The following is a 24,410-nucleotide window of genomic DNA, read 5'->3' as shown; positions in this document are numbered from 1 at the left end:
ATAATTACAATTGACATTCTATTGTATAAAATCCTGAACCTAATTCTAAAATCTGTTTTTTATCTTTTTCATTAAAACCTGCTCTAGCCCTTTTATCATTAATTTTTATTTCAGAACTTTTAGAAACAGGAAGTTTTATCGTAACTGTCGTATTCACAGGAATTCTAACATTCAAAATAAATTTGCCGTCTTTTTTCTCCCAAGAAGAAGCAATTTTTCCGTAAACCGATTGATATTCAGCTTTTGCAAAAGTCATATCACCAACCACTTCTGGCTGAATAAAAAAGTGTTTGAAACCCGGTTTGTCAGGATCCGATTTGATTCCGGCTAAACTTTGGTAAAACCATTCTTCGATCTGTCCTAACATAAAGTGATTCCACGAATTTCCTTTTCTCGGATCCCATTGTTCTGTTAAAGTGGTCAAGCCAAATTTAATCTGAAAACCATAACCTGGTGCATCGTAATGATTATGCATTCTGTACATCGTTTCGTTTTCGCCGTTCTGTGCTAGAGTTTGGAATAAGTAACGATTTCCAACATCTCCCGTTGTCAGACGATCTCCTTTTTCTTTGATATCGGCTAAAAGATTCTGCATAACTGCCTCTTTATACTGCGGTTCTACAATGTCCATAAAAATTGGAACAGCATTGCTAAACTGACTATTGGTTCCGTATTGTTTAGTTTCTTCGTTGAAAAACTCCTTATTGAAAGCTGTTTTAATCTCCGAAGCCAATGCATTGTATTTTTCAAAATCTCCGGTTTTGCCTAATAATTTAGCTGCTTTGGCCGTCAAATAAGTTCCGTAATAATAATGCGAAGTCGCCGAAAGCGCAATCGGACTGTTTTTTGAATATCCAGCTGCATGTGTTCCGTAATCGTACCAATCGCCTAATCCGTGAGAAACGATGTTGTTTGTCGCTTTTGTTCCTAAATAATCCACATACTTCTTCATTACAGGAAAATATTTCTCTAATAATGAAACATCTCCGTAATATTCATAGTACATCCAAGGCAAAATCACGCCTGTTACGCCCCATTCTGGAGAATCGGTAAAATCGCCACCGAAAATCACATATTCTGGAACAATCGTCGGAATTAAACCGTTATCACGTTGTGAATCAGAAATGTTCTGCATCGTTGCAGGAAAGAAAGTCTGCAAATTATAATTGAACATCAAACCTGGGCCATTCAATTGAATTTCTTCCAGCCAGCCTAACTTTTCACGTTGCGGACAATCGGTAAAAACGCTTTGAAAATTACTTTTTATCGAGTTATTGATCAGTTCGTGTGTTTTGTTGAAAATTTCATTCGAACAGGCAAAACTTCCCGCTTCTCCAGCCGAATTGTAAATAAAATTTGATTTTAAATCAACCAAAGTTGGAAGTTCCTTATTCTTATCTTCTTTATAATTAATGTTTTCAATCTGAACATACTGATATCCATAATAACTGAATTTTGGCGTCCATTCTTCTATTCCATCACCTTTTAAAGTATAGTCGTAATAATAGGGTTTTCCAGATCTTCCTTGCGCAATTGTACCTTCTTCATTTAATCCTTCCGCAACCCAAACACGAATCGACTGTCCTCTTTTTCCCTTTACTTTAATCGTTGGAAATCCAGAAAGATTCTGTCCCATATCAAAAACATAGAAATTCGGTTTCAGCTCTTTTACCGTTTTAACTTCGTATTGTTTTTGAATTGTAACTGGCGGAGCAGTTTGTGGCCTTAAAACTCCTTTTGGGGCCTCTTGAACGACAACTTTTTTCCAATCTCTATCTTTGAAACCTTTATTTCCCCAACCTTTTTGTTCTAGGTTAGCATTGTAATCTTCTCCCCCAAAAATACTGTTGTAGGTAATCGGACTTTTACTGTATTTCCAAGTTCCATCTGATTTTACAATTTCTTCCGAGCCATCATTGTATTTGATTTTCATTTTGAAGAATAAAGTCGGCGGACCAAAACTCACGAAGAATTTGGTATATCTTTCGGCAAGCGTATTGTACATTCCGTTTCCTAACAAAACGCCAATTACGTTATCGCCTTTTTGAAAATCTTTTGCGCTTAATTCGTAAACGTTGTAATTAACCGTTTTATCATAATCTGTCCAAAGTGGAGCAAATTGACTGTTGCCCACTTTTTTACCGTTGATTGTCAATTCGTAATGTCCTAAACCTGAAATATAAACAAAGGCTTCTTTGACTGCTTTTTCAACTTCGAAAGGTTTACGAAGCATGATACTTCTTCGCGCCAAAGAATCGGAAGCATTGATAAACGAATTCTTTTTTTCTCTATTGAAAGTGGCTGTGTGATAGGTTCTTCCTTCTGGCAAATGACTGTCTGCTTTTGTAATCGCACCAATCCAAGTTGGATTTAAATCTGATTCTAACGGAGCAGTTCTAAAGGAAGCATTCTTACTCCATTTTGAAACTTTACCTTCCTGACTCCAGACTTTCACTTTCCAAAAATATTTGGTTTCGCTTTTTAATGGCTTTCCGTTATAAACAATATGTAGGTTTTTATCGGTATTTACTCTTCCTGTGTTCCAAATATCTCCATCGTCATTATTTAGTTTTTCTTCAGAAGAGGCAACTAAAATCAAATAGGCAATTTGCGATGCATTGGATTCTTTTGAAACCAACTGCCAACCCAATCTCGGCTTATTCTCCACAACTGCTAATGGGTTTTCAGCCATTTCCGTCGTTAAGCGTACAGGCAAAATTTGTCCTTTAGAAACTACAGTAACTAAAAGACAAACGGCTAATAATATGTTTTTAAAAAACTTCACTTTGTATTTTTTTTTCGCCACGAATTCACGAATTTTCTCTAATTATTCTTTGTGTTTGATTTTCCGAATTTTTACCAAAATATAATTCGATTAATTTATGACAAAAACTACGTATCGATTATAAAAACAATTCGTGAATTCGTGGCTATTTCAACTTTTACAATTTTCTAGTAATCAACGATTCGATATTAAATACTGCTTCTGGGATTAATTTTCCGGTTTGAGGCAGGTCGTCATAATCGTCTGTGTCTGGCGCTGTGTCCGGATTTGGATTATGTCTCTGCTCTCCTGTGCGAAACATGATTCGTTCAAAACCATCTCTTGGCGCGTAAAATATCTTGGTTGATTCTTTTTCGTCATTTACTTTTACAGTGTACTGACGGTTTTTAGCATCTAATTTTACAACTACTTTATACGTTTTATTGGCTTCGTATTTAGCAATTGTATTAAAACGTGCTCCCGTTTTTACTTTCAATTGACCGTCGCTGTCAAAAACCAATCTTACTGAAGGCAGGCCTTGTTTATTTTGAAACTCAATTTGTAATAAACCGTGATTGTTTTGTTCCGGTTTTACTGTAAAAATGGCTTCCATTTTTGATGTAAAAGGAATTACTCTTTCAGCACGAGAATAATCAAAATAATCCTGGTCTCTCAAAGTCAGCCATTTTTTGCCATCGGCTTTCTTTTCGATTTTTGTTGATGCCCATGAAAGATCGTACGTATTCCACATTTTCAATTCTTCTCCGTCTGGAAGCATATTGAAAACATCATTTGCTTGTTCTGTGACCACCGAAGTTACAGGAACGGGAATCGACGCCACCCAAATATCTTCTTTGTTCATACTGTAACCCACCCAGATTTTTCCGTCAGGCGGAGTTCCATTTTTCTCTGTGATTCCACGAACGTATTGAGGGCCAGCCGATTTGTAGTTTCCGCCGTAACGCATTGGACTTACTTCTCCGTGAACTAACAATAAATCTTTATAATTCAGTCCATCATCACTAGTTGAAATCGCCAAAGGCCAACGATATTCTGATGGATTGTAAAGGGTTGCATAACGATTATCAGACGTTTTTTGTCCCCAGATTTTAGCATTGCTGTTTACAAATCCTGGCGCACGCAATGGCATATAATCCCACGATTTTCCGCCGTCTCTACTGATTGAAGTTAAAGCATGTTTCCATAAACCCACCACATTTCCGTTTGGCAAATGGTAATAACTAAATGCTTTGTAAGGTTTCTGCAACGGAATAAGTTCATCGTCGCGATCGGCTTCTTCCACCCACTGCTGTAAAACTAGTGGTTCAGATAAAATTTCTTCGCAGGCTTTTTTCAAACCTTTGTCTTTTGATGCGGTATAAAATGGGAATTTCGATTTCGATTTATCCCAAGTTTTGTTGTATCTGATAAAATAAATTTCTCCGAAACTTCCGTCTTTCTTGATTTCACGAATTACACGACCAATTCCTTTTCCGTCGTTTGGATCATCTTTTTCATCCATTGCAATTCCGTAATAAGCCAAAGCAAAAAGTCGTTTGTCTTTTGAGGTATAAAAACCCATTCTCTGGTGCATGATCGCATCGAGATTTTTAGCAACTCCTTCTACTCCTTCTTTTTTCCATCCGTCAGGAATTCGGTAAATTGGGAAAATCACTTCTGGTTTTGTCCAAGTTACTCCATCTTTAGATGTCATCAATAAAGTTTGGCTTGGCGGAATATGTTCCCCAGAAGGATCACTTAAATAATGCAGATAAAAAGTATTATTCCAATACGCCATCATTGGCTGGTGGTTGTATGTCCATCCGAAACCATCTGCTTTTTCTGGGTGTTCACGGCTAGCACGCATAATTTGTGTGGCGTGAACTCCAACTGCTGGACTTAACATCCCGTGATGGTAATCGATGTTAGAAAGTGTTTTACCAACATAACGCACCGTGTCGTTCTGCGAATTTACAGCGGTACAAGCCAAAAGGATTGTGGCTGTTGTAATGATGTTGGTTTTTATGTTTTGGAAAGCAATCATATTTATATTTTTGGTTTCACGCAGATTTTGCTGATTTTAGCTGATTTGCGCTGATCTCTCTTTTTTCTCTCGCAGATTTAGCAGATTGCGCAGATTTTATTTTTATCATCTTAAATATTAATCTGCTAAATCTGCCTAATCTGCGAGAGTATTATTTCACGCAGATGAATAAAAAATCTGTTTAATCTGCTTAATCATTTTAAATCTGCGTGAAATACTATTTCTTTTCAATTAATCCTTTTAAAACTTCGTTTGAAATTGTTGTAATCGTTCCGTGTTTGTGTCCTTCAGGAAGGCTTATTTTAGACGAAACATCTTCAAAATGAACAAAATCTGTTGTGCTTAACGCTTTATAATTTTTTGAACCGTAATTATCATAATACAACAACCAATTTTTACCCACTTTCACCACTGTCGGACCTTCTGATAAATATTTTGTTAAAGGTTCTGAGCTTTTTTCAAACGGCCCTAAAGGCGATTTTCCGAAAGCTACTTTTATGTTTCGCATGGGTCTTGTGTTATCTTTTAAAACCAAAACATAATCTTTCTTTCCTTTTTTGACAATCACACAATCAATTACGCTAAAACCTGGGTCGTAATACAATTTTGTATCTGAAAACGTTTTGAAATCCTTAGTCGTTACGTAATACATTCTGTGGTTGTTTTTCTCGTCCTCCACCCCTTTTTCAAATCGGAACGGAATTGTTGATGCCCAAATAATTATGTATTCTTTTTTTACATCATCATAAAAAATCTCAGGCGCCCAAACGTTTACGACTTCTGGTTCATTTTTCATTACAGGAATGTATTGCTGTTCTGACCAATGAATCAAATCTTTAGAACTTGCGTAGCCAAAACCGTTTCCGCCTTTCCAATCGGTTGTCCAAACCATGTGATAGATTCCGTCTGCTCCTTTTGTGATGGACGGGTCACGCATAATTTTACTGGCTCCGATTTCAGGTTTTAAAAATGAGCCTTCTAAACCTTTCCAATTGTAGCCGTCTTCGCTGTATGCCAAATATAAACCTTCTGTTGCGGGTTCTCTAAACGACGTAAAAAGATAGAGTTCTTTCTCTTTCTGTGCGTAAGATATCGCAAAAAGCGAAAGGGTTAGTATGATGAATATTTTTCTCATATTGTGTTCCGTTTAAAACTTTGTCAGAGTTTCGAACTTTGACAAAGTTGACTCGACAATTTTATTATTCTGTAATTGCTTTTTTATCTAGAGAAGCTCCTTTTTTAATCTTTGTTGTTACGTTGTTAAACACATTATTTTTCAAGAAAATATTTTTGCTGTCTTTTCCATCAGCTTCGATAAAAATATCGGTTGGATTGAATGGAAAATTATTACTTATTAATGCATTCGAAACATTATCTAATTTAATAACCGAAACGCCTTTTATAGGTGTTGAAGAACCGACATTGTCTAAAATCACATTTTTCGAATCGGAAATTTTGAAAGAAGAACCAACTGTTGCGTTTATTTTTACATCATGAAATTCAACATCTGTTGTTGTACTTACGGTAAAACCTTCTTTTCCGTCCATATTGATGTTCGAGAAAGTAATGTTTTGAATTGGCATTTCAGTAATTCCCAAAATCTGTCCAGCTTTGTTTACGTTTGAAGCTGTGATGTTACTCATATGAATGTTTCTGAAAATCGGTGTTTTCTCGGTTACAGGCTCAACTGTGGTACCTTTATCATAGAAAAGACTTAATACAATTGCTTCTTCTTTGATATTTTTCATAACAATATTATCCACACGAATCTCTTCTACAACTCCACCTCTTCCACGAGCCGACTTGATACGGATTCCGCGATCTGTTCCGTCAAAAACACAGTTTGAAATCGTGATTTTTTTGATTCCGCCTGACATTTCACTTCCGATAACCACTCCGCCATGACCGCTTAACATTGTGCAGTTTGTGATCGTTACATTTTCTGTTGCTTTTCCATATTTACGTCCGTCGCCGTCTCTTCCTGATTTAATAGTAATACAATCATCTCCAACACTGATATGACAATCAGAAATGTGAACATTGGTACAAGAAGAAGGATTGATTCCGTCTGTATTTGGTGAATGCGGATTAAAAATTGAAATCCCAGTTACTCTGACATTATCACAAAACTCTGGGTTAATCGTCCAGAAAGGCGAATTTTTGAAAGTAACACCTTCAATCAAAATGTTTTTGCAGTTATATGCTTGAAAAAAAGAAGGTCTGAAAAATTTCTTATCAACCGTTCTTTTGTAGTATGGTTCTGTGTAAAGGCCTTTGTTTTGCTCTTCCCACATGGTTTGGTATTTTGTTGGAGGAAGCGGTTCCTTTGCCGTTTCAATTCGGTATACTTCATTCCACCAAGCTTTACCTTGTCCGTCGATTATACCTCTTCCTGTAATCGTGATATTTTCTACATCTTTGGCATAAAACAAAGGTTGGAAACTTTTCATTACAATTCCTTCGTAACGCATTTCTACGTAAGGCAGAAAATCATCAAAGTTCTCTGAAAACTTTAAAAGTGCTCCAGAATCTAAGTGAATTGTAATGTTGCTTCTTAATGTTAAAGCTCCTGTTAAGTATTCACCTGCTGGAAAAAAGATAGTTCCACCACCGCTTTTAGATGCTTTTTCAATGGCATTCTGAATCGCTTGGGTGCATTTTATTCCTTTGTTGTTTCCGCCTTCCTTTAGCATGTTGTACCAGCCGTCGTTTGCGAAAGTGGTGTTTAATCCGATTATGAAGCAGAGTATTATTAGTATGTTTTTCATAGTTGTGTGTTTTTGTTCTCTCGCAGATTTAGCAGATTTTACAGATTATTTTTTCTGCCACAAATTAAATGGATTTTTTTTATCTGCTTTATCAGCAAAATCTGCGAGAGTATTATATTCTCATTCTTGTCACCCTGAGCGAAGTCGAAGGAAGTATGCTATATTAAACTTTATGTCCAATCTTTGCGGTCCTTCGACTTCGCTCGGGAGGACAAAACTTTGCGTTTAAATAGATCTCAAAATCAAAACCCAGTCATTGCCATCTTCTTTTTTACCTTCTGGTTGAAAGTTTTGAGTTCCTTCTTTGTTATCAAATATTCCGATTTTCATTTTCTTGCCGCTTCTTGGATTGTACCAAATTGCTTCGAATTTATCACCGGCAATTTTTCCAAGTTTTACTTCTATTATTCTACCGTTGTATGTGTAAAGCAAAGCATATTTCTCACCTCTTATCGCTGGAATATAATCGTATTTTTCTCCCTGATTCACCACTAAAGAAACGTCTGGAGTTCCTTCTAAAAATGGAAATTCTTCCATTAATTTCTTGATGTAAACCATTTGTTTTGCACCAGGCGCATTAATGGCTGATGTCCATAATTCTTTATTTCCATAGGCGGGTTTATCGCCTTTTCTGAACATCTGCATTACGGCGTTGTGCCCGTAGGTATAACCTGCTCCACCTGATAAAACCGACCAATATCCGTAACGGCGTACGTCATTTGCTGTCCATTTTGGCTGTAAAGTATCGTGCAAACCATGTGGAATTCCTTCGTAAGATGGTTCTCCGTCAAGTGTAGGTTTTGTTGGTTTTAATTCGAAATCTCTAAGAACAAATTTGTAATTGTCTTCTTTGAAATTCGTTTTTACAGAATCCTGATCGTATCTTCTATGTCCAGATTGGAACATATTGAAATCCAACCATTTTGCATTATGAAAATTCTCAGAAGAATCGGTTCTTCCAAACGGGTGGAAAGTCACTAACTGGTTTGGATTATTGGTTTTTAAAGTATTTCCGATGGCATTCCAAATATCCTGAAATTCGTTTCCGTGTGTGTCTCCACCGTTTAACCAAATTATATTGGTTCTGTTTTTATATCGATTGGCCAAGAATTGAGCATATTCTGTTGCTTGTTCTTTGCTTACTTTATTTCCTTTTGAAACGTTGGTTCCCCAAACTGGAACCATTGCTAAGTAAATTCCGTTTTTCTGAGCCACGTCTAAAGTATAATCTACATGATCCCAGTAATCGTATTGCTTTGCATCTTTGAAATCATTTCCAGCCGTAATCAACGGTTTTGAAACGTCTTCGTTGATTAAAGCCGAAGCGCCATAAACGTTAACGGCATTGATGTTATGCAAAACCATGACCTGAACTACATTAAATCCTTTGTCTTTTCTGTCTTTAAAATATTTCTCAATTCCTGCTCTATCCAATTTTCCAAATGCCAACCAGCCTGTGTCGCCTAGCCAGAAAAATGGTTTTTCGTTTTCGGTAACAAAATAATGCTGATTTTTAGATACTTTGATTTCTGGCAGAGATGCTTTTGCTTTAGCAGATTGCGAAAATCCGTTTTGTGCTGTAAACACAAAGCTTATACAAAGGGCGCATAAAGATTTAATTTTCAGATTCATTTTATGTTGTTTAATTTTTTTTATAGCCACGAATTCACGAATTACTTTTATTCACTTTGTGTTTTTCTTTCACGCAGATTTCGCAGATTTTAGCTGATTTGCGCAGATTAAATTTTTAAAATCTTTTGAATCTGCTTTGATCTTTTTAAATCTGCGTGAAAATTTTTTACTCTCGCAGATTGGCAAATTAAGCAGATTTATTTAAAAATAATCCGTGAATTCGTGGCGAATAAACTTTTACTTTCTTACTACAAAAAGCACTTTTTCTTTTATTTCGGCTTGTGGAATTGTCACTTGCTTTCCTCCGCTGATGTTGGCTTTTTTGGTTATATTTCCTGTTGATGCATTGATTGCAAATACTTCAAATGTTCCTTTTTCGTTTGATAAATCGATTGTAATATCTTGGTCGTTTTTCTGATAAAAAAGATAGCTTTTTCCTTTGTTTTCCAGTTTCCAAAGATTGTCTGAAAAGGTATTTCCGTCAACTAATGTCATTTCGCTTAAAGCGGCATAAAACTGAGGAAGTTCAATTTTTGGGATATTTGGCAATGAAGCTCCCGCCATTAAAGCCGGCCATCCGAATCTTGAAGAGCCGTCTGTTGAATATAAAATGACTTTTTCTGGATATTTTTCTCGGTATTCACGAACGGCACGATATACTTGATTGTCGGTTTCTTTTCCGGTTTTAAGCTTTCTGGCGTGTTGTCTTGGCGCTAAATTTACACCTCCCTGCGGTGCATAAGCCGAACCGTCTTCTTTGTAATACCAATAACGAATATCGATAACATCAACAGTTTTTACTCTTTTAGCATCCTTTAAAATAGCGTCTTGAACGTCTTTTGTTGCGCTTAAACCAATTAAGCCTTTTTTACCCGTTTCGTCTTTCCATTTTTGAGCTTGGTCTAACCAAAATTCCATAAAATGAAGTGGACCTGTATATTCGGCGCTTGTTAACTGAATTACGTTGCTGTTTTCCTGAAAGTTTTCGAATGATTTTCTAATGAAACCTTCGTGTAATTTTCTTCTTTGAGCATTCGTAATATCGTAAAACTGCTCCGCCATGAAAATACGTTTGTCTCCTGCGTAAGGCGGCGGTTCAGGAAATCCTGTATTGTTGATATTGTTTGCTGAACGCCAAGGTGAACTTGCCCAGTGTGCTCCAGCTTCTAAAATATTGTGCTGAAAATATTGCTGATTGATTAACAATTGCCCGTTTGGTTCTGCAAACGTTGCAAACTGTGCTAAACGGCTCCAATACCAATCGTTGAATTTTGTCAAATCGTATTTGCTCAAATGATCCCAAGCAAAATCTTGTCCGCTTCTTGCGAAAGGCTGTTCGTAAAACGGTGGCCAAACATCGTCATCAATTCGTCGTACGCGTTCGTGATCGTCCATTCTTCTGTCATACCATAAACCATAATTATGTTCTAAAGCAACGATATTATTTTTAGTCAAATAATCTACTGTTTCCTGTACTTTGTCCGTCAATCCGTTTCCTGTTCTTCCTGGAACGAAACGAGTTATGTGCGGTGTAGATTTGTTTACGAAATCGTCCGTTAAATCTCCTCTCCACCATGCAACGTTGGTTTGTTTTCCTGCAATTACTTTTCCTTCAAAAGTTAGCCAACCATTTTGGGTTGTTACTTTAGAAGTTGATTTTTCTGTTTTATTTGGAGCAACTTTTAAGTTGTTTGCATTTTTTAAACCTTTGCTGTCTATGTTTATCGGATTTGCTTTTGAAGCTTCTGCAATCCATTCTTGTAAACTTTTTGCTGTTGTTGCAGAATTTTTAGTCAGTTCTTGTGCTACTTCAATTGTTGGACTTGATGAAGGCTCAGAACCTAAATCATAAATAAAGGGCTGAACGGGAAGTTTTCCTAATCTGGCTTCTAACTGCGCATAAAATAAACTCCTTGGGCTGATATGTCCGTTTACATCTTTCCAATGTCCATTTCCTCCAAATTGTCCCCAAACTCCAAAAGCCCAATTTTGCGCTGTTGGCGGACTGTAACATTCTACTTTTGATGCCGAAGACTCCCAAATTACAGAATTTGCTGCTGTCCAGCCTGCTCCTCTTCCGCCTTGTTCTCTGTTGTTGTAGCTTAATGCTTTTCCGTCGATATTGGCAATGTCAAACAAAACGCCGGTTGCCCAGCTTCCGATTGCTCCGCTGTTTTCGAATGGCAAATGCGATTCACACTGAACAAACGCATTTGGACCTGTTGTTCCAAATCCGCCTACAGCGAAATCATGATATCCGAATTCTGAATAACAACGTTGAAAAAGTGTTTGCTGACCTTCTGTGTAAAAAGTATGTCTTCTAAATGAAGCAATTTCCGAAATAGGCTCTGTCGCAATACAATCTTCAACCGTAATTTGCTGACTTGTTTTTAAAACCGTAACCGCTCCGCCTGCAAAGTGTTTGAAATTCACTTGTTTCACCCAAGCATTTCTAGTGTTTTCAATACTGATTGCCTGCCAACGATGTTCTTCGTCTTTTAAGTTTGAAGGGTTGTAGGTTGATTTTATTAGGATATTTTCAATTCCGATGTGTTCAATTCTTCCTGTCCATGAATAAATGGTTACTTTCGAAGTTCCAAAAACATCATCCAAAGACATGGTAATTGGAGCGTTAACGGTTACTTCATTTCCGTTTATTTTTGTTACGACACGATTCCAAGTTGTAGTCCAGTCTCCTTTTTTCCAGCCAATCCAAGAAGTTTCTCCGCCGAAATCCTGCATGTTTACTTCTTTAATGAAATTATCCGTTAAAGGTTTACTGATTTCAATTTCGTCACCAACTTTTAATTTTGCTGTATTTTTTAATTGGATTTTCTGTGTTCCAAGCGGTGTGTAAGCGTTTGCAAATTCAAATGAATCTTTATACACTTTATCGTTTACCCCTAAAATTCTAATTAAGGCTTCTCTTTCTAATCCCGTTCCTAAAAGTACAGTCCCGTTTTCGTTATTACCGCTTCCTCTTAAAACAACTCCTGATTTTCTGATGTATAATATTCCGCTGATTTTGAAAGTTCCTTTATCTAACAAAACCGCTCCGCGAAAACCTGATTTATCTGGTTTTAGAGAACTCACATAATCAATTGCATTTTGGATTTTCTGAGTTGCATCTTCTTCTTGCTGGGAAACAAAAATTTTGTTATCCAGATTCGGAATTGCAACTTCTGAGTTTTTATATCCTGCAAAAGAAAAGTCTGGAATTTGATTTCCTTGATTATCTGTCGTAAAAGAAAGTTTGCCTTCTTTTGTTTTAACGATGTCTGGGAAAGTGTTTTGGGCTGTGATGTTTCCGCTAATGAAAAGAGTGATACACATTAATGAAAATGCGTTTTTATAAGAAGAAACTATATTTTGTAATTGATTGAAATTCACTTTTTCTTATTTTAAATTTCAGAGTTTAGATTTTATATTCTTAAAATTAACCTTTTAAAGAACAATAAATTTATAAAATCCTATTTTCTCCAATCTTGTCATTTCGACGAAGGAGAAATCTTCGTTGCTATATCGCCAAAGATTGATATACTTTGTGGAGTTTCTTGCGAAGATTTCTCCTTCGTCGAAATGACAAACTAAGCGGATATTTCATTTAAGAGACCTAACAGGTTTTAAAAACCTGTTAGGTCTTCCTAATTTTTCTATTGTAATAATGATTTTAACTTAGCTAAAGTATCCGTATTATTTTCGATTTTCGTCCAATCTGTTTTGCTGGTTGGATCGATTCCGTTAAAATACTTTTCGATATTGGTATATCCGTCTCCATTTGCATCTTTATTAGCATCTGAAGCATCATTCGGATTTAAACCGTATTTTTTCTCCCATGCATCTGGAATTCCGTCGTTATCTGAATCTTTGTAGGCTTTTCCTTTGTAAGTTGGATATCCGCCAACTTGGTCAGGATGTGTTATAATTCCTTTTTTATAAGAGTCAGCTGGTAATCTTCTTTTGATATATTCTTTTCCGATGTTATTTTCTAAACCGTCTTTAACTTCGATTTTTCCTGTACGAACTTGTTTGATAACACGTTCATCGACAGCATCTCTTTTTGGTATTGTGGCTCCAACATTCGCTAAAACATATTCGTATGCTTCTTCAGCTCCCATAATTTTGAATGCTGGCATTGAAAAAGGTTTTGGCTGTTTGATTGCTGCTAAAAATTCCTTTGTTTCAGCTTCAGGAAGATTTTCCAACTGCACGCCGCCATTCCAGTTATCCGCTGTAACTTCAGGCGAACCCACGATGAAGTTTCCTGACACATAAGCTCTTCCGTATTGTTTTGGTTCAATATAACCCGATTCAGGTTTTACAATTCTATATGCAATAGGCTCGTTCTGCGGTGTAATTGGCCCAGGTTTAAAATAGTTGTTGATGATGTTCAACATCGAACGATAATCACCGCCATCTAAGGTACGGTTCCACCAATTGAATACTACGTTATTCACAAAATTAAAGTCGCCATACATTCCGATAGAAGCATTCCTAGAAATGTTGTCAGCCCAAAGATTGCGCATAAAAGTACTATTTAATCCGCCGATTGTACTTCCGAAAGCGTGATTGTACGTATCTAAACCTTCTGATGAAATGGTGTTTTGAATCGTGATATTACAAGCTGGCAGTTTTTCCAATTTTGATTTTGCATTAGCTGCAAATTGATGTCTGTATAAAGAAATATTTTCGTCAAGCCCCCAGCTTACTGAACAATGGTCAACGATAATATTTCCCATCGGATTTCCGCCTAATGCATCGTCTCTTCTGGTAACTTCTGTAGCGCCACGTCTAAAACGCATGTGTCTGATGATAACATCGTGTGTATCGATTTCTAGAGTTTCCCCTGCAATACAGATTCCGTCACCAGGAGCCGTTTGCCCAGCAATCGTTACATACGGCGCACGCATGCTGATTCTTTTTTTCAACTGAATTATTCCTGAAACATTGAAAACAATTGTTCTTGCTCCAACTGCTTCGCAAGCTTCACGGAAAGTTCCTTTTCCGCTGTCTTCTAAACTCGTTACCACAAATATTTTTCCGCCACGTCCGCCTTGTGTGTATGCGCCACCGCCTTCTGCACCTGGGAAAGCAGGAATATCTGCCTGAACAAAATCTTTTGGATATGAAACCCAAGGTAAATAAGGTTTTCCTTGCTTTGCTTCTTCTTTGATTATATGCAGATTAGCATTCCAAATTTCGCTTAGTCTTTTTTCTTCATCAGCCAAAATAGCATCTGCTTTTGCTTGAACATCTTTTGGAATTACAGGATATTGGGCATAGGCCGACGAAACAAGCGAACAAAATGACAGCGCCATAAATGTTCTCTTTAAAGTACGGTTGGGAAAAATATTTTGCATTGAATTGTGTGGTGTCGTTAATAGTTTTTGGTGTAAAGTTTTAAGAGATTATTCTTTTGAAGTAGAATCTTTTGCTTTATTCTTTTCTCTTTCTTCAATACGTTTATGCCAATCAGCACTTTCTTTATTTAAATCGTAACCTTGTTTTGATAAATAGTTATTGATTCTCCCTTTGTATTTACCAAACCATCCGTGCTTTTCTTTAGATGAACCAGCATCCATTGCATGTTCTCTGGCTTCTACTAAAGCTTTATAAATGTAGTCTTTTTGTTCCGCTGTTAAATTTGGCAACATATCATTATAACCTGCCACTGTTATAGGAAGTACGCCGTATGTCATTCCGTCTTTAACCTCAGTAATTTTTTCTTCTGATAATTCTTTACCTAATTTTTTGATATAAGATTTATGCAATTTTGCAATTGATTCGTCTGTTTTTGCTTTCAGTTTATCAATTTTCTTGTTTTTATCTTCTTTTGCTAAAGAAGTATCTTCTTTTACTTTTTTGATTTCAGCATCTCTTCCATCTTGAATTTCAGTTAAATCTCTGAATTGTTGTGCAATAATGTTTGAAACCGCTTTTTCTTTAGCTTCGTTTTTCAAATCTAATTTGGTAACGATTTTTGCAGCTCTTTCGTTGGTAACCTTTACATATTCAGGATCTAAATGCTGTTGCGCATTTAAAGTTGAAAATGCAAAAACCAGCGATAACAAACCTGCGTTTATTTTATTTAGTGCCATTGTCTTTGTTTTTTTAAACACATAGTAGCTTAGATTTTCTTTTATTTCCTTTTTTATATTAAAATTCTATGTTTCTATGTGTTTAACAATTATTTCAGTTTTTCTTATTTTAAATCTAATAAAGGTCTAACTAATGTTTCTTTGTTATTAGCCAAATCTTTCCAATCTACTTTTATCGCTGGATTTACACCGTTGATGTAATCTTCGATATTTGTATATCCGTCTCCGTTTAAATCTCCTTGCGCATCAGATGGGTCGTTCGGGTTTAAACCGTATTTTTTCTCCCATGCGTCCGGCATTCCGTCTTTGTCTGTATCTACATACGGTTTTCCTTTGTATTCTGGATAGCCGCCCACTTGCGAAATATCAGTGATAATTCCTTTTTTATAAGAATCCATCGGTAGACGTCTGTGTTCAAATTGGTAGAAAGTCTTTTTTTCTAATCCTTTTGCATATTCAGGAACTCCAGTTTTTACAGTTCTTACGATTCTTTCGTCTACTTTATCTCTTATTGGAAGAGTCGCTCCAACATTTTTAAGAACAAATTCATAAGCATCTTCAGCAGTCATAAATTTGTTGAACCATGGCATTGGGAAAGGTTTATTCACTTTCATTTTAGCGAAGTATTCTTTTGCCTCGTCATATGCCATCAATTCACCTTTTTTATTTTCTAGCTGAATTCCGCCGTCCCAGTTATCTTTAGTAACTTTTTCGTTTCCATTAATAACGTTTCCGTTTACATAAGCTCTACCAAAAACCATATAAGGCAATTTACTTCTTCCCGATTCTGGTTTTAAAATTCTATAACTGATTGGCTGTGTCAAATCGGTTACAGGACCTGGTTTGTAGAAGTTGTTAATTATGTTGTAATTTGCAGTATAATCTCCACCGTCTGTTGATCTGTTGTACCAGTTGAAAACGACATTATTCACAAAATTGAAAATTCCGTTCCATCCGATAGAAGGGTTTCTTCCTGCATTGTTAGCCCACATATTTCTCATGAAAGAACAGTTTTCCCCTCCTAAAGTACTTCCAAAAGCATGATTGTAAGTATCCAAAGCTTCTCCGAATAAACTATTTTGGATAGTAATATTTACCGTTCCCACTTTAATATCTGGATAACCTGGCCCTGGATTGTACATATGTCTGTAAATTGACATGTTTTCATCTAATCCCCAAGTTGCGGAAACGTGATCGATCATGATATTTCCGACAGGATTTCCACCAATTGCATCATCACGGCGTCCTACGAAAGTTTCTCCACGACGGAATCGTACGTGTCTGATAATTACGTCATGCGTATCAATCCAAGTTGACTCTCCAGCTATACAAATACCATCACCAGGAGCTGTCTGTCCTGCAATTGTAATGTATGGCGCACGAATAATCAACGGACTTTTTAATCTGATAATTCCAGCAACATTAAATACCACAATTCTTGCACCTCCCTGTTCGCAAGCTTCGCGCAAAGTTCCAGGCCCACGATCTTCCAAACTTGTAACGGTGTATACTTTTCCGCCACGGCCTCCAAATGTGTACATTCCGCCACCTTCGGCACCTGGGAAAGCTGGAATTTCAGCTTGAGGTAAATCAGTTGGTCTTGCTGCCCACGGAATATAAGGTTTCCCATGTTTTGCTTCTTCTTCAATAACTACTAAAGCTTTTGCCCAAGCTTCATCAGAAAGTCTTTGCGCTTCTTCTTTAATTGCTTTTTCCTGAGCTTGAACTTCTGGACTTATCTTCGGATATTGAGCAAAACATTTTGCGCTTCCTAAAAAAAGCAGAGATGCGATAAATAATGCGGAATTTTTCATGTTAATTTCTAGTTGTGGTAATTCTTTTTAAACAAATCACCTGTATTTTTTTGACAAATACAGGTGAAAAGCTTGATATGTAATTTCTGTTTTTTTTAAATTTAATCTTGGTAGTTGTATGTTCCAGCAGCTCCATTGCCGTCTTTCCATCCGATGGTTTGTGTCAGCCATGGGTTGCTCACCAATGCACTTTGATTAAGTCCCATTACATAATAATTTGATTTCCAAGAAATAGGAGTGGCTACACCACTAACGTTATCCATAGGTGTTGGAGGAGAACGCAATTCGAAATTATTAGTATAGAAAGTAGCTAAAGCATTAATTTGAGTTTGGAAGTTTGCAGCATCTGGATCTACAGAAATAGAAGCACGAGCAGAAGCTAATGGATCTGTACCTGCTGGACTAGTTCCGTTTTTGTAGTGTAAATAATTACCAATACGCTGCGTGCCATTTATAACTGGAATACCAAGTTTTGCATTGGTTTGGTCATTAATTGCAGCATCGTCGCTGTAAAGCATCCATCTTTGAGTATCCCAAAAACGTTTTCCTTCATAAGCTAACTCCACTCTGCGCTCATATAAACAAGCTTCAAGAGCTGCATATTTGTCTCCTAATGTTCCAATTCCGTAATTATCTGTTGCAGGAATTCCCACACGTTTACGAATTCTACCTAAATAACTAACTGCATTTCCGATATCCCCTTTTGCAGCATAACATTCTGCAATATTCAATATTAACTCTGCAAAACGATATTCGATAATATCTGTTCCAGAAAGTTGGAAGTTAGATGCATTACTAACTGTAGGACTTGACATTTTACGAATAAAAGCTGGGCTTGGCACATCATTACCCATACTGAAGGCTACACCTGTAGTAGCATTCGTTGACCAGCGGTATGCCCAAACAGTAGGCGCCGCAGCTGTAGATAAGCTATTATTGTAAGGCCAGTAGCTTCCTGAGAAAGCAAATGTTCTGTAAAAACGCGGATCACGATCTTTAAAGAATAAGAATGGATCATAATTATTCGCTGCAGTTGGTCTTTTTCCGCTTGCCATAGGAAATAAATCAATCATACTTTTTGGAGCTTTAACACCTGCTCCTGCTTGTCCGCCTTGGCTAGCCAAACGGATTGATCTTTCCCAAGAGTTATTAGACTGCAAAGACGTAGTAACCGTAGTGCTGCTTGCTAAAAGCTTTACAACAATAGCTTCTGAAATAAATGCATTATCATTAACATAAAACATTCTTTCCCAATCTCTTGCTGTCGAACCGTATAAACTATTTCCTGCTGCAGACAATTCTGTTTCCGCTGCCAATCCAGCTGCTAAAGCTGCATCCCAACGTTCTGTTGACGAATCCCAATTTTTATTGAATAATGGACTAGCGTAAGTTAATAAAACACGTGATTTTTGAGCCATTGCTGCTCCTTTTGTAAAACGACCATAGTCACTCGCAGGCCATGTACGTGGCAATAAAGCTGCAGCTTGATCTAAATCTGCTACAATTTGATTCACTACTTCTGTAACTGTTGCTCTTGGTATTTTGATAGATGGATCATCTTTAGAAGGCGTCTGAACTGTTGTTACGATTGGAACACCACCATAAGTACGCATTAAATCAAAATATTGAATTCCACGTAAGTAATACATTTGCCCTTTAATCTGATCACGGAATGTCTGACTTAAGTTGGCTCCGTCTACATCAATTCTCTCCAACATTACATTAATATCTCTAATTCTGTTGTAAGGATCATTAGAAGGATTTTCTACTAATGTTTTTCCGAAATAGCCTGATCCATCAGATGCATTCTCCAAAGTGATATTTGGATTAATCATTGCAGAAATTCCACCAATCTCTTCTGTATAAGTGGTTTGAGTAGTGGTAAAAGATCCAACTACTACTGCAGTTGGAGTTTTATAACCATCATAAAAATCGTAATATAAATTGTTTACGTACCAGTTGACACGTTCTTCACTTTGAAAAAACTCTGCATCGTAATACTTATATTGTTTTTTGTCTTCTAAAAAGTCATCACTGCATGAAACTCCTAATACCATTAAAAGTATCATTGTAATATATGTAGAAAATTTTGCTTTCATAATTGTTTTTTAATTAAAATTAGAATGATACATTCAAATTAATTGACCAAGTTCTAAGAGTTGGATATCTAGAAGCTGAATCATCATACATATTTCTATAATGATCTGGATAAGGGTTATACAAATCCCAAAGGTTATTACCTGTTATACCTAAAGTAGCTTTTTGAATATTTATCTGTTTCATTGCTTCTCTTGGAAGTTCAAATCCTACAGTCAAATTTCTAACTACACATCTAAAGGTATCCAATTGCCAAAAATCAGATGGAGCAAAAATATAATCTTGTTGTGCCATGTTCGGATATTTACCATTAGGGTTATCGGTAGCATCATACATATCTGTCCAGAAAGATTCGTGTGCCCAGTCATTATGAGCAGATGAAGTCCCTTGTTTTACTAAATCGATAGCTCTGTAACCGCCCCAAGAAGTTTGAATTTGAGTTTTGAAATAAACTGTTTTATACTTGAATCCTAAGTTAGTTGTAAAACCGTAAACTCTGCTATTGTTTGCCAATTTAACATAATCTTCGTTTCTCATAATTCTTCCGTCAGCACCTGCTTGAGTTCCCGTTGTAGCATTATAGACACCTGCTGTATCTTCATAAGCCAACATACCTTTGCGCATTGCGGTAACGTTATTGATTCCCATATACGTTGGAACACCTCCAACCGCTGTTGCTCTTTCTGTCAAATAGTTCCAATAGTTTGTAACATCCTCGTCTGTTCTTAAAATACCATCACCAGTTGAAGTTCCTTTCCAAGTTTTAAATCCATATGTTGGAAAATAGGTAGAAGAACCAACCTCTGTTATATTAGTATTTGCATCTGTTCTTGCTAAATCTGGGTATTTTTTAACTTCGTTATTTGAAAATCCAAAGTTCACTCCAACACTATAGCTGAAATTATCTTTTATCTTATCATTCCAGTTTAAACTAAATTCAGATCCCCAAGCATCGATAGCTGCATAGTTAACCTCTGCAAAACCACCTCCCACAGTAATCGGAGTTCCAGCTTCTCCAGCCAATCCAATCAACATATCTGTAGATTTATCATAGTAAAAATCTGCTGAAACTGCCAATCTGTTTTTCAAGAAAGATACGTCAATACCAAAGTTATTTTTGATAGTAGTATCCCAATGTACGTTCTCATTTGGATTTGGACGTGGCGTGATTCCACCTCCTAAAAGACCACCATTCGATCCAAATTGAACTCCTTTATCTGGCAATGGCTCATAAAATTGTAACCATCTCCAATAGTCAATATTGTCCTTACCAGTTTTTCCAATTGAATAACGCAATTTCAAGTTATTGATCCAAGAAACATTATCAGTAAACCAATCTTCTTTAGACACAACCCAACCTAATTGCGCGCCTGGGAAGAATCCCCAGTAATTTTGAGGAGCAAATTTTGTAGAAGCATCACTTCTAAAGATAAATTCAACAAGATATTTGTCTTTAAAACTATAGTTCAAACGCCCTAAGTAAGACTGAGTACCTGACTCCACCTTTACAGCTTGTGAGTTTGTACTAATAGGACCAGCAGTCGTACTATTGCCTAAAAAGTCTTTTGAAGTTCCTTCATAAGCTAAACGAACATTTTTGTTCCATGCTTCTGATTGCTCATATCCAAACATAGCTGATACATTATGATTTCCAAATGTTCTTGCGTATGTTGCAAAAAAGTTAGCTTGAATTAATTTATCCAAATCTGTAGTATAATAAACTCTTGATCCACGAATATTCGTTTCAACAGCATATATAGAATTAGGATTTTCTAAGTGATTATCAGCTAATTGATAATTTGTTATTCTAGCTAAATCATAAGGCAATTGATATTGCTCTGTGTAATTGCTAGATTGGCTTCTTGCAAAGCTTCCTTTTAAACTTAAACCTTTTAAGAATGGTACTTTATATTCTAAAGATAAATTTACATTATATGAAAACTGCTCTTCTATCTGTTTTCCAGCATCTAAGCCAGCAAAATAGTTCCATCCTGCAATAGTTGTATTAGAGTTCGCACTTCCTAAGTTACGATCTGTACGTGGAAACGGAGACATCCAATAGGTTTTACCATTTACGGTAGTATCCCACGGAATATATTTTGGCATGTGCAATAAATAAGCATAATCTGCTTGTTCACCTCCTGCTGCCGAACCAAAACTGCTATCATTTAAGTTTGCTGAAGCTTTAGAGAACGATTTATTAACGTCTGTTGTAATAGCCGAAACTGAAGCAGAAAACTCTAAATCCTGAGAGATTTTAATATTCGTTCCTGTTCTAAAATTCCATTTTTTATAATCTTGCTCTCCTAAGTTAGCACCTTGATCAAAGTAGGTAACACCTGCAAAGTAAGTTGCTTTTTCAGTACCACCACTTGCAGAGATTGACTGTCTTTGCTGAATTGCAGGTTTCCATGCCTTTTTAAGCCAATCATAATCTAAACCTTTCATTTGCTCAAGCTCTGCTGCAGAAAAGTATTTTGATTTATCAGCTTCCAAATTAGAATTTAACAAACGGTTTTTCCAAATTCCATGCTCATACGCATCCATTGTTTTGCTATGGCTTACAGCATCGTTGATCGCATATTGGCTATAGTAAGTAAATTTTGTTTTTCCTGATTTTCCTCTCTTTGTCTTTACTATAACCGCTCCTTGTGAGGCTCTTGATCCGTAAATAGCTGCAGAACCATCCTTTAAAACTGTTATACTTTCAATTTCTGAAGGGTCCAATTGATTAAAGGTATCTAAAGTAGGTTTTCCGTTCTGTGGATCAACCTGTACCATATCGTCAATAACGATTAATGGAATATTTGAGTTACCATCTTTTGAAAATCCAAAAGTTTGACGTATCTGAAGAGATGCAGCATCGCCTGGACGAGTAGATCCTCCTGATACGCTTACACCAGGAGTCAAACCTCTTAATGACTCTGATAAATTTGACACAGGTAGATCCTGAAAATCGTCTGGTTTTAAAGTTGCAATAGCTCCCGTAATATTATTTTTTTTCTGTGTACCGTATGCAACAACAACAATATCATCCAGTACATTAGAATCTTCAGATAATTTTGCGTCTACTATTGCACGGCCGTTAACTGGAATTTCTAATTTTTTCATTCCAATAAATGAAAATACCAAAGTAGCACCTGGTTTTACTTTAATCTGATACTTACCATTAAAATCTGTTGTAACTGTATTCTTTGTAGATTTCTCTGTTACGTTTACTCCTGGAAGAAGCCCTGATACATTATCTGTAACAGCTCCAGTTACTGTAACTTGATTACTTTGAGCATAACTCAATACACTCATCAGTGTAAACAAAAGAAAACTACATCTTTTTATAAGTGCTTGTTTCATAAATGTTTTTTTGGTTAGGTTATTAATGTTAGTTAGTCATGTTTAATGTGCCCCAGCTATTAATAAAATTTTTATTAACGGAATCTTAAATTAATTTTATTAAATGTCTAAAACACATTTATTTTAGTATTCCAAAAATATGATGATGACACATTAGAACCGTCCTGCTCTATCCTGTTTTAATCATGTTATCTCAAAAAAAACAACTGAAAAAAAACAATATTAATAAAAAACGAATGGAAAAAATAGACGAACCAAAATAATTAAGACAATTGTTTGCTTAAAATAAAATATACAAACGCATTTTGAATAAAAAACAATAAGATTGTTACCAAAAATAAACATATAGTATATATTCTTCAAAACTCAACATGATAACATCTGATAAATAACAGCTTATAAAATACGATTTTTTACGAAAACGATAGAGAAAAATACTCAAAATATATTTTTTTCACTTTAAAAAACTTACAAAATAAGCCACAGGACACTTGCAGACAACTCCAAAAAAAACATTAATATTTTTTAATAAAAGACTATTTTTTTAAACGTAAATTCTGACCAACAAAATGTAAACGACTAATTTCTGCTCTTTCATTTTAAAATAAAAACAGAAAAAGCCCGCCAAATCCTTTATTTAGCGAGCTTACTTTATTTTATTGAAAGATTATTTTACTTATTCGGATTCCAACTGTTTAAAACTGAATTTCTACTGTATTTTTGAATATCTTCTTTTTTTAGCTGATGAGACCATGACACTCGTTGCGAAATACTTTTTGCACTCGCACCTTTACTTCCATATTCAGCATAATAAGCTGTTTTGTCTTTATCAGGAAATCGCGAATCAATCCAAGCATTCCAGCCTTCGGGAATAATGTGAGAACCTAAATCTGTATTGATGAAAACAGTTTGCGCATAAGGTCTCCAAGGTCTTCCTAAAAACACTTTTTCTACTGATTTGTCTTTTGCAGTTAATTTACAATCTACAAAAACAAAACCGTAAGCTTGTCCTTTGGGCGTTGAAGCAGCTGTGATATAAGAATTTATTAAACTTTCGATAGTACATTTATAAAAGTAAGCAGTTGCGGCTCCAAAAATAAAATCGGTTGTTCCGTTAATAAAACAGTTTTCAAAATAAGTTCTGGTATTTCCTTCTGATAAATAAAGCGTATCCTGATTCCCAAAAAGATTGCAGTTTTTCACTATAACTCTATCACTTTTAATGTGTAGTGCAACCGCCTGCCCTACTCTACCTGCAGTATTTTCGACAGTAAGATTTTCAAGCGTGCAGTCATTTCCTTTAATTAAAAAAGAATAGGAAGTTGATGTTCCAAATTCTTTTTTACCTGATGGATCTGGTTCACGAAGTGGTTTTCCAGAATAATCATCAAATGAAATTATGGTTTTATTTCTGTCTGTTCCCTTTAAGGTTATGAATGTTTTAGAAACCGGAATTTCCAATTTCTCCACATATTTTCCGGGCCTTATAGTTATTATAACTCGTTTTTCTGAATTGTCTTTTACATTATTTATCGCTTCTTGAATCGTTTTGAAATCTCCTGAGCCATCTTGGGCAACGGTTAATGCTAACTTGTTATCGAGCGTTTGAGCTGATAGGGAAATTTTTGTTATTAAAAATAAGGTTAGGATGTATTTCATGTGTTTTTGTTTTTTCCAGTCTATTTTGTCATTTCGACGAAGGAGAAATAACAAACTTTATGGTTACTGCAAAAAATCTTTGTCAAAGTTTAAAACTTTGACAAAGATGATTGTATTTCAATAAATTAAAAATCCGTTTAAATCCGCGTTTTGTCAAGGGCAATCCGTTTCATCTGCGTACAA

The 24,410-nt window shown here is 35.9% G+C and carries 12 protein-coding genes; all 12 read right to left on the bottom strand.

Annotated features, from left to right (window positions below; translation table 11 throughout):
• Positions 1-4 precede the first annotated feature (4 nt).
• Entirely contained in the window at positions 5-2,785 is a 2,781-nt protein-coding gene (locus BB050_RS16525; protein WP_066035203.1) for a glycoside hydrolase family 78 protein, read from the bottom strand.
• A gap of 157 nt (positions 2,786-2,942) precedes the next feature.
• Positions 2,943-4,808 (bottom strand): sialidase/neuraminidase family protein, encoded by a 1,866-nt coding sequence (locus tag BB050_RS16520; protein WP_066034332.1) that lies wholly within the window; start codon positions 4,806-4,808, stop codon positions 2,943-2,945.
• Between the two features lie 217 nt (positions 4,809-5,025).
• Positions 5,026-5,943: a glycoside hydrolase family 43 protein gene (locus BB050_RS16515; RefSeq protein ID WP_066034331.1), complete on the bottom strand. Its 918-nt coding sequence runs from the start codon at positions 5,941-5,943 to the stop codon at positions 5,026-5,028.
• Positions 5,944-6,007: 64 nt separating this feature from the next.
• Positions 6,008-7,576 carry a glycoside hydrolase family 28 protein gene (locus BB050_RS16510; RefSeq protein ID WP_066034330.1) on the bottom strand — a complete coding sequence of 523 codons (1,569 nt, stop codon included), beginning with the start codon at positions 7,574-7,576 and terminating at the stop codon, positions 6,008-6,010.
• A 225-nt stretch (positions 7,577-7,801) separates the two neighbouring features.
• Complete coding sequence (locus BB050_RS16505; protein ID WP_066034329.1) at positions 7,802-9,208, bottom strand: glycoside hydrolase family 140 protein; 1,407 nt, start codon at positions 9,206-9,208, stop codon at positions 7,802-7,804.
• A gap of 237 nt (positions 9,209-9,445) precedes the next feature.
• Complete coding sequence (locus BB050_RS16500) at positions 9,446-12,598, bottom strand: DUF6298 domain-containing protein (protein WP_236940347.1); 3,153 nt, start codon at positions 12,596-12,598, stop codon at positions 9,446-9,448.
• Between the two features lie 263 nt (positions 12,599-12,861).
• Positions 12,862-14,568: a polysaccharide lyase gene (locus tag BB050_RS16495; protein WP_066034327.1), complete on the bottom strand. Its 1,707-nt coding sequence runs from the start codon at positions 14,566-14,568 to the stop codon at positions 12,862-12,864.
• A 48-nt stretch (positions 14,569-14,616) separates the two neighbouring features.
• Complete coding sequence (locus BB050_RS16490; RefSeq protein WP_066034326.1) at positions 14,617-15,306, bottom strand: DUF3826 domain-containing protein; 690 nt, start codon at positions 15,304-15,306, stop codon at positions 14,617-14,619.
• Positions 15,307-15,410: 104 nt separating this feature from the next.
• A complete protein-coding gene (locus BB050_RS16485) occupies positions 15,411-17,120 on the bottom strand; it encodes a polysaccharide lyase (RefSeq protein WP_066034325.1) in 1,710 nt (569 codons plus the stop codon).
• A gap of 101 nt (positions 17,121-17,221) precedes the next feature.
• Complete coding sequence (locus BB050_RS16480) at positions 17,222-19,219, bottom strand: RagB/SusD family nutrient uptake outer membrane protein (protein ID WP_066034324.1); 1,998 nt, start codon at positions 19,217-19,219, stop codon at positions 17,222-17,224.
• 19 nt (positions 19,220-19,238) lie between these two features.
• On the bottom strand, positions 19,239-22,568 hold the full coding sequence (locus BB050_RS16475; RefSeq protein ID WP_066034323.1) for a SusC/RagA family TonB-linked outer membrane protein: 3,330 nt from the start codon (positions 22,566-22,568) through the stop codon (positions 19,239-19,241).
• A gap of 672 nt (positions 22,569-23,240) precedes the next feature.
• Positions 23,241-24,227 carry a pectinesterase family protein gene (locus BB050_RS16470; RefSeq protein ID WP_066035202.1) on the bottom strand — a complete coding sequence of 329 codons (987 nt, stop codon included), beginning with the start codon at positions 24,225-24,227 and terminating at the stop codon, positions 23,241-23,243.
• Between the last annotated feature and the right edge of the window lie 183 nt (positions 24,228-24,410).

This window comes from Flavobacterium anhuiense, from assembly GCF_001705175.1.
Classification (GTDB): Bacteria; Bacteroidota; Bacteroidia; order Flavobacteriales; family Flavobacteriaceae; genus Flavobacterium; species Flavobacterium anhuiense.
The sequence above is the reverse complement of the archived record's forward strand: the minus strand, read 5'-3'. Positions and strand labels throughout refer to the sequence as shown.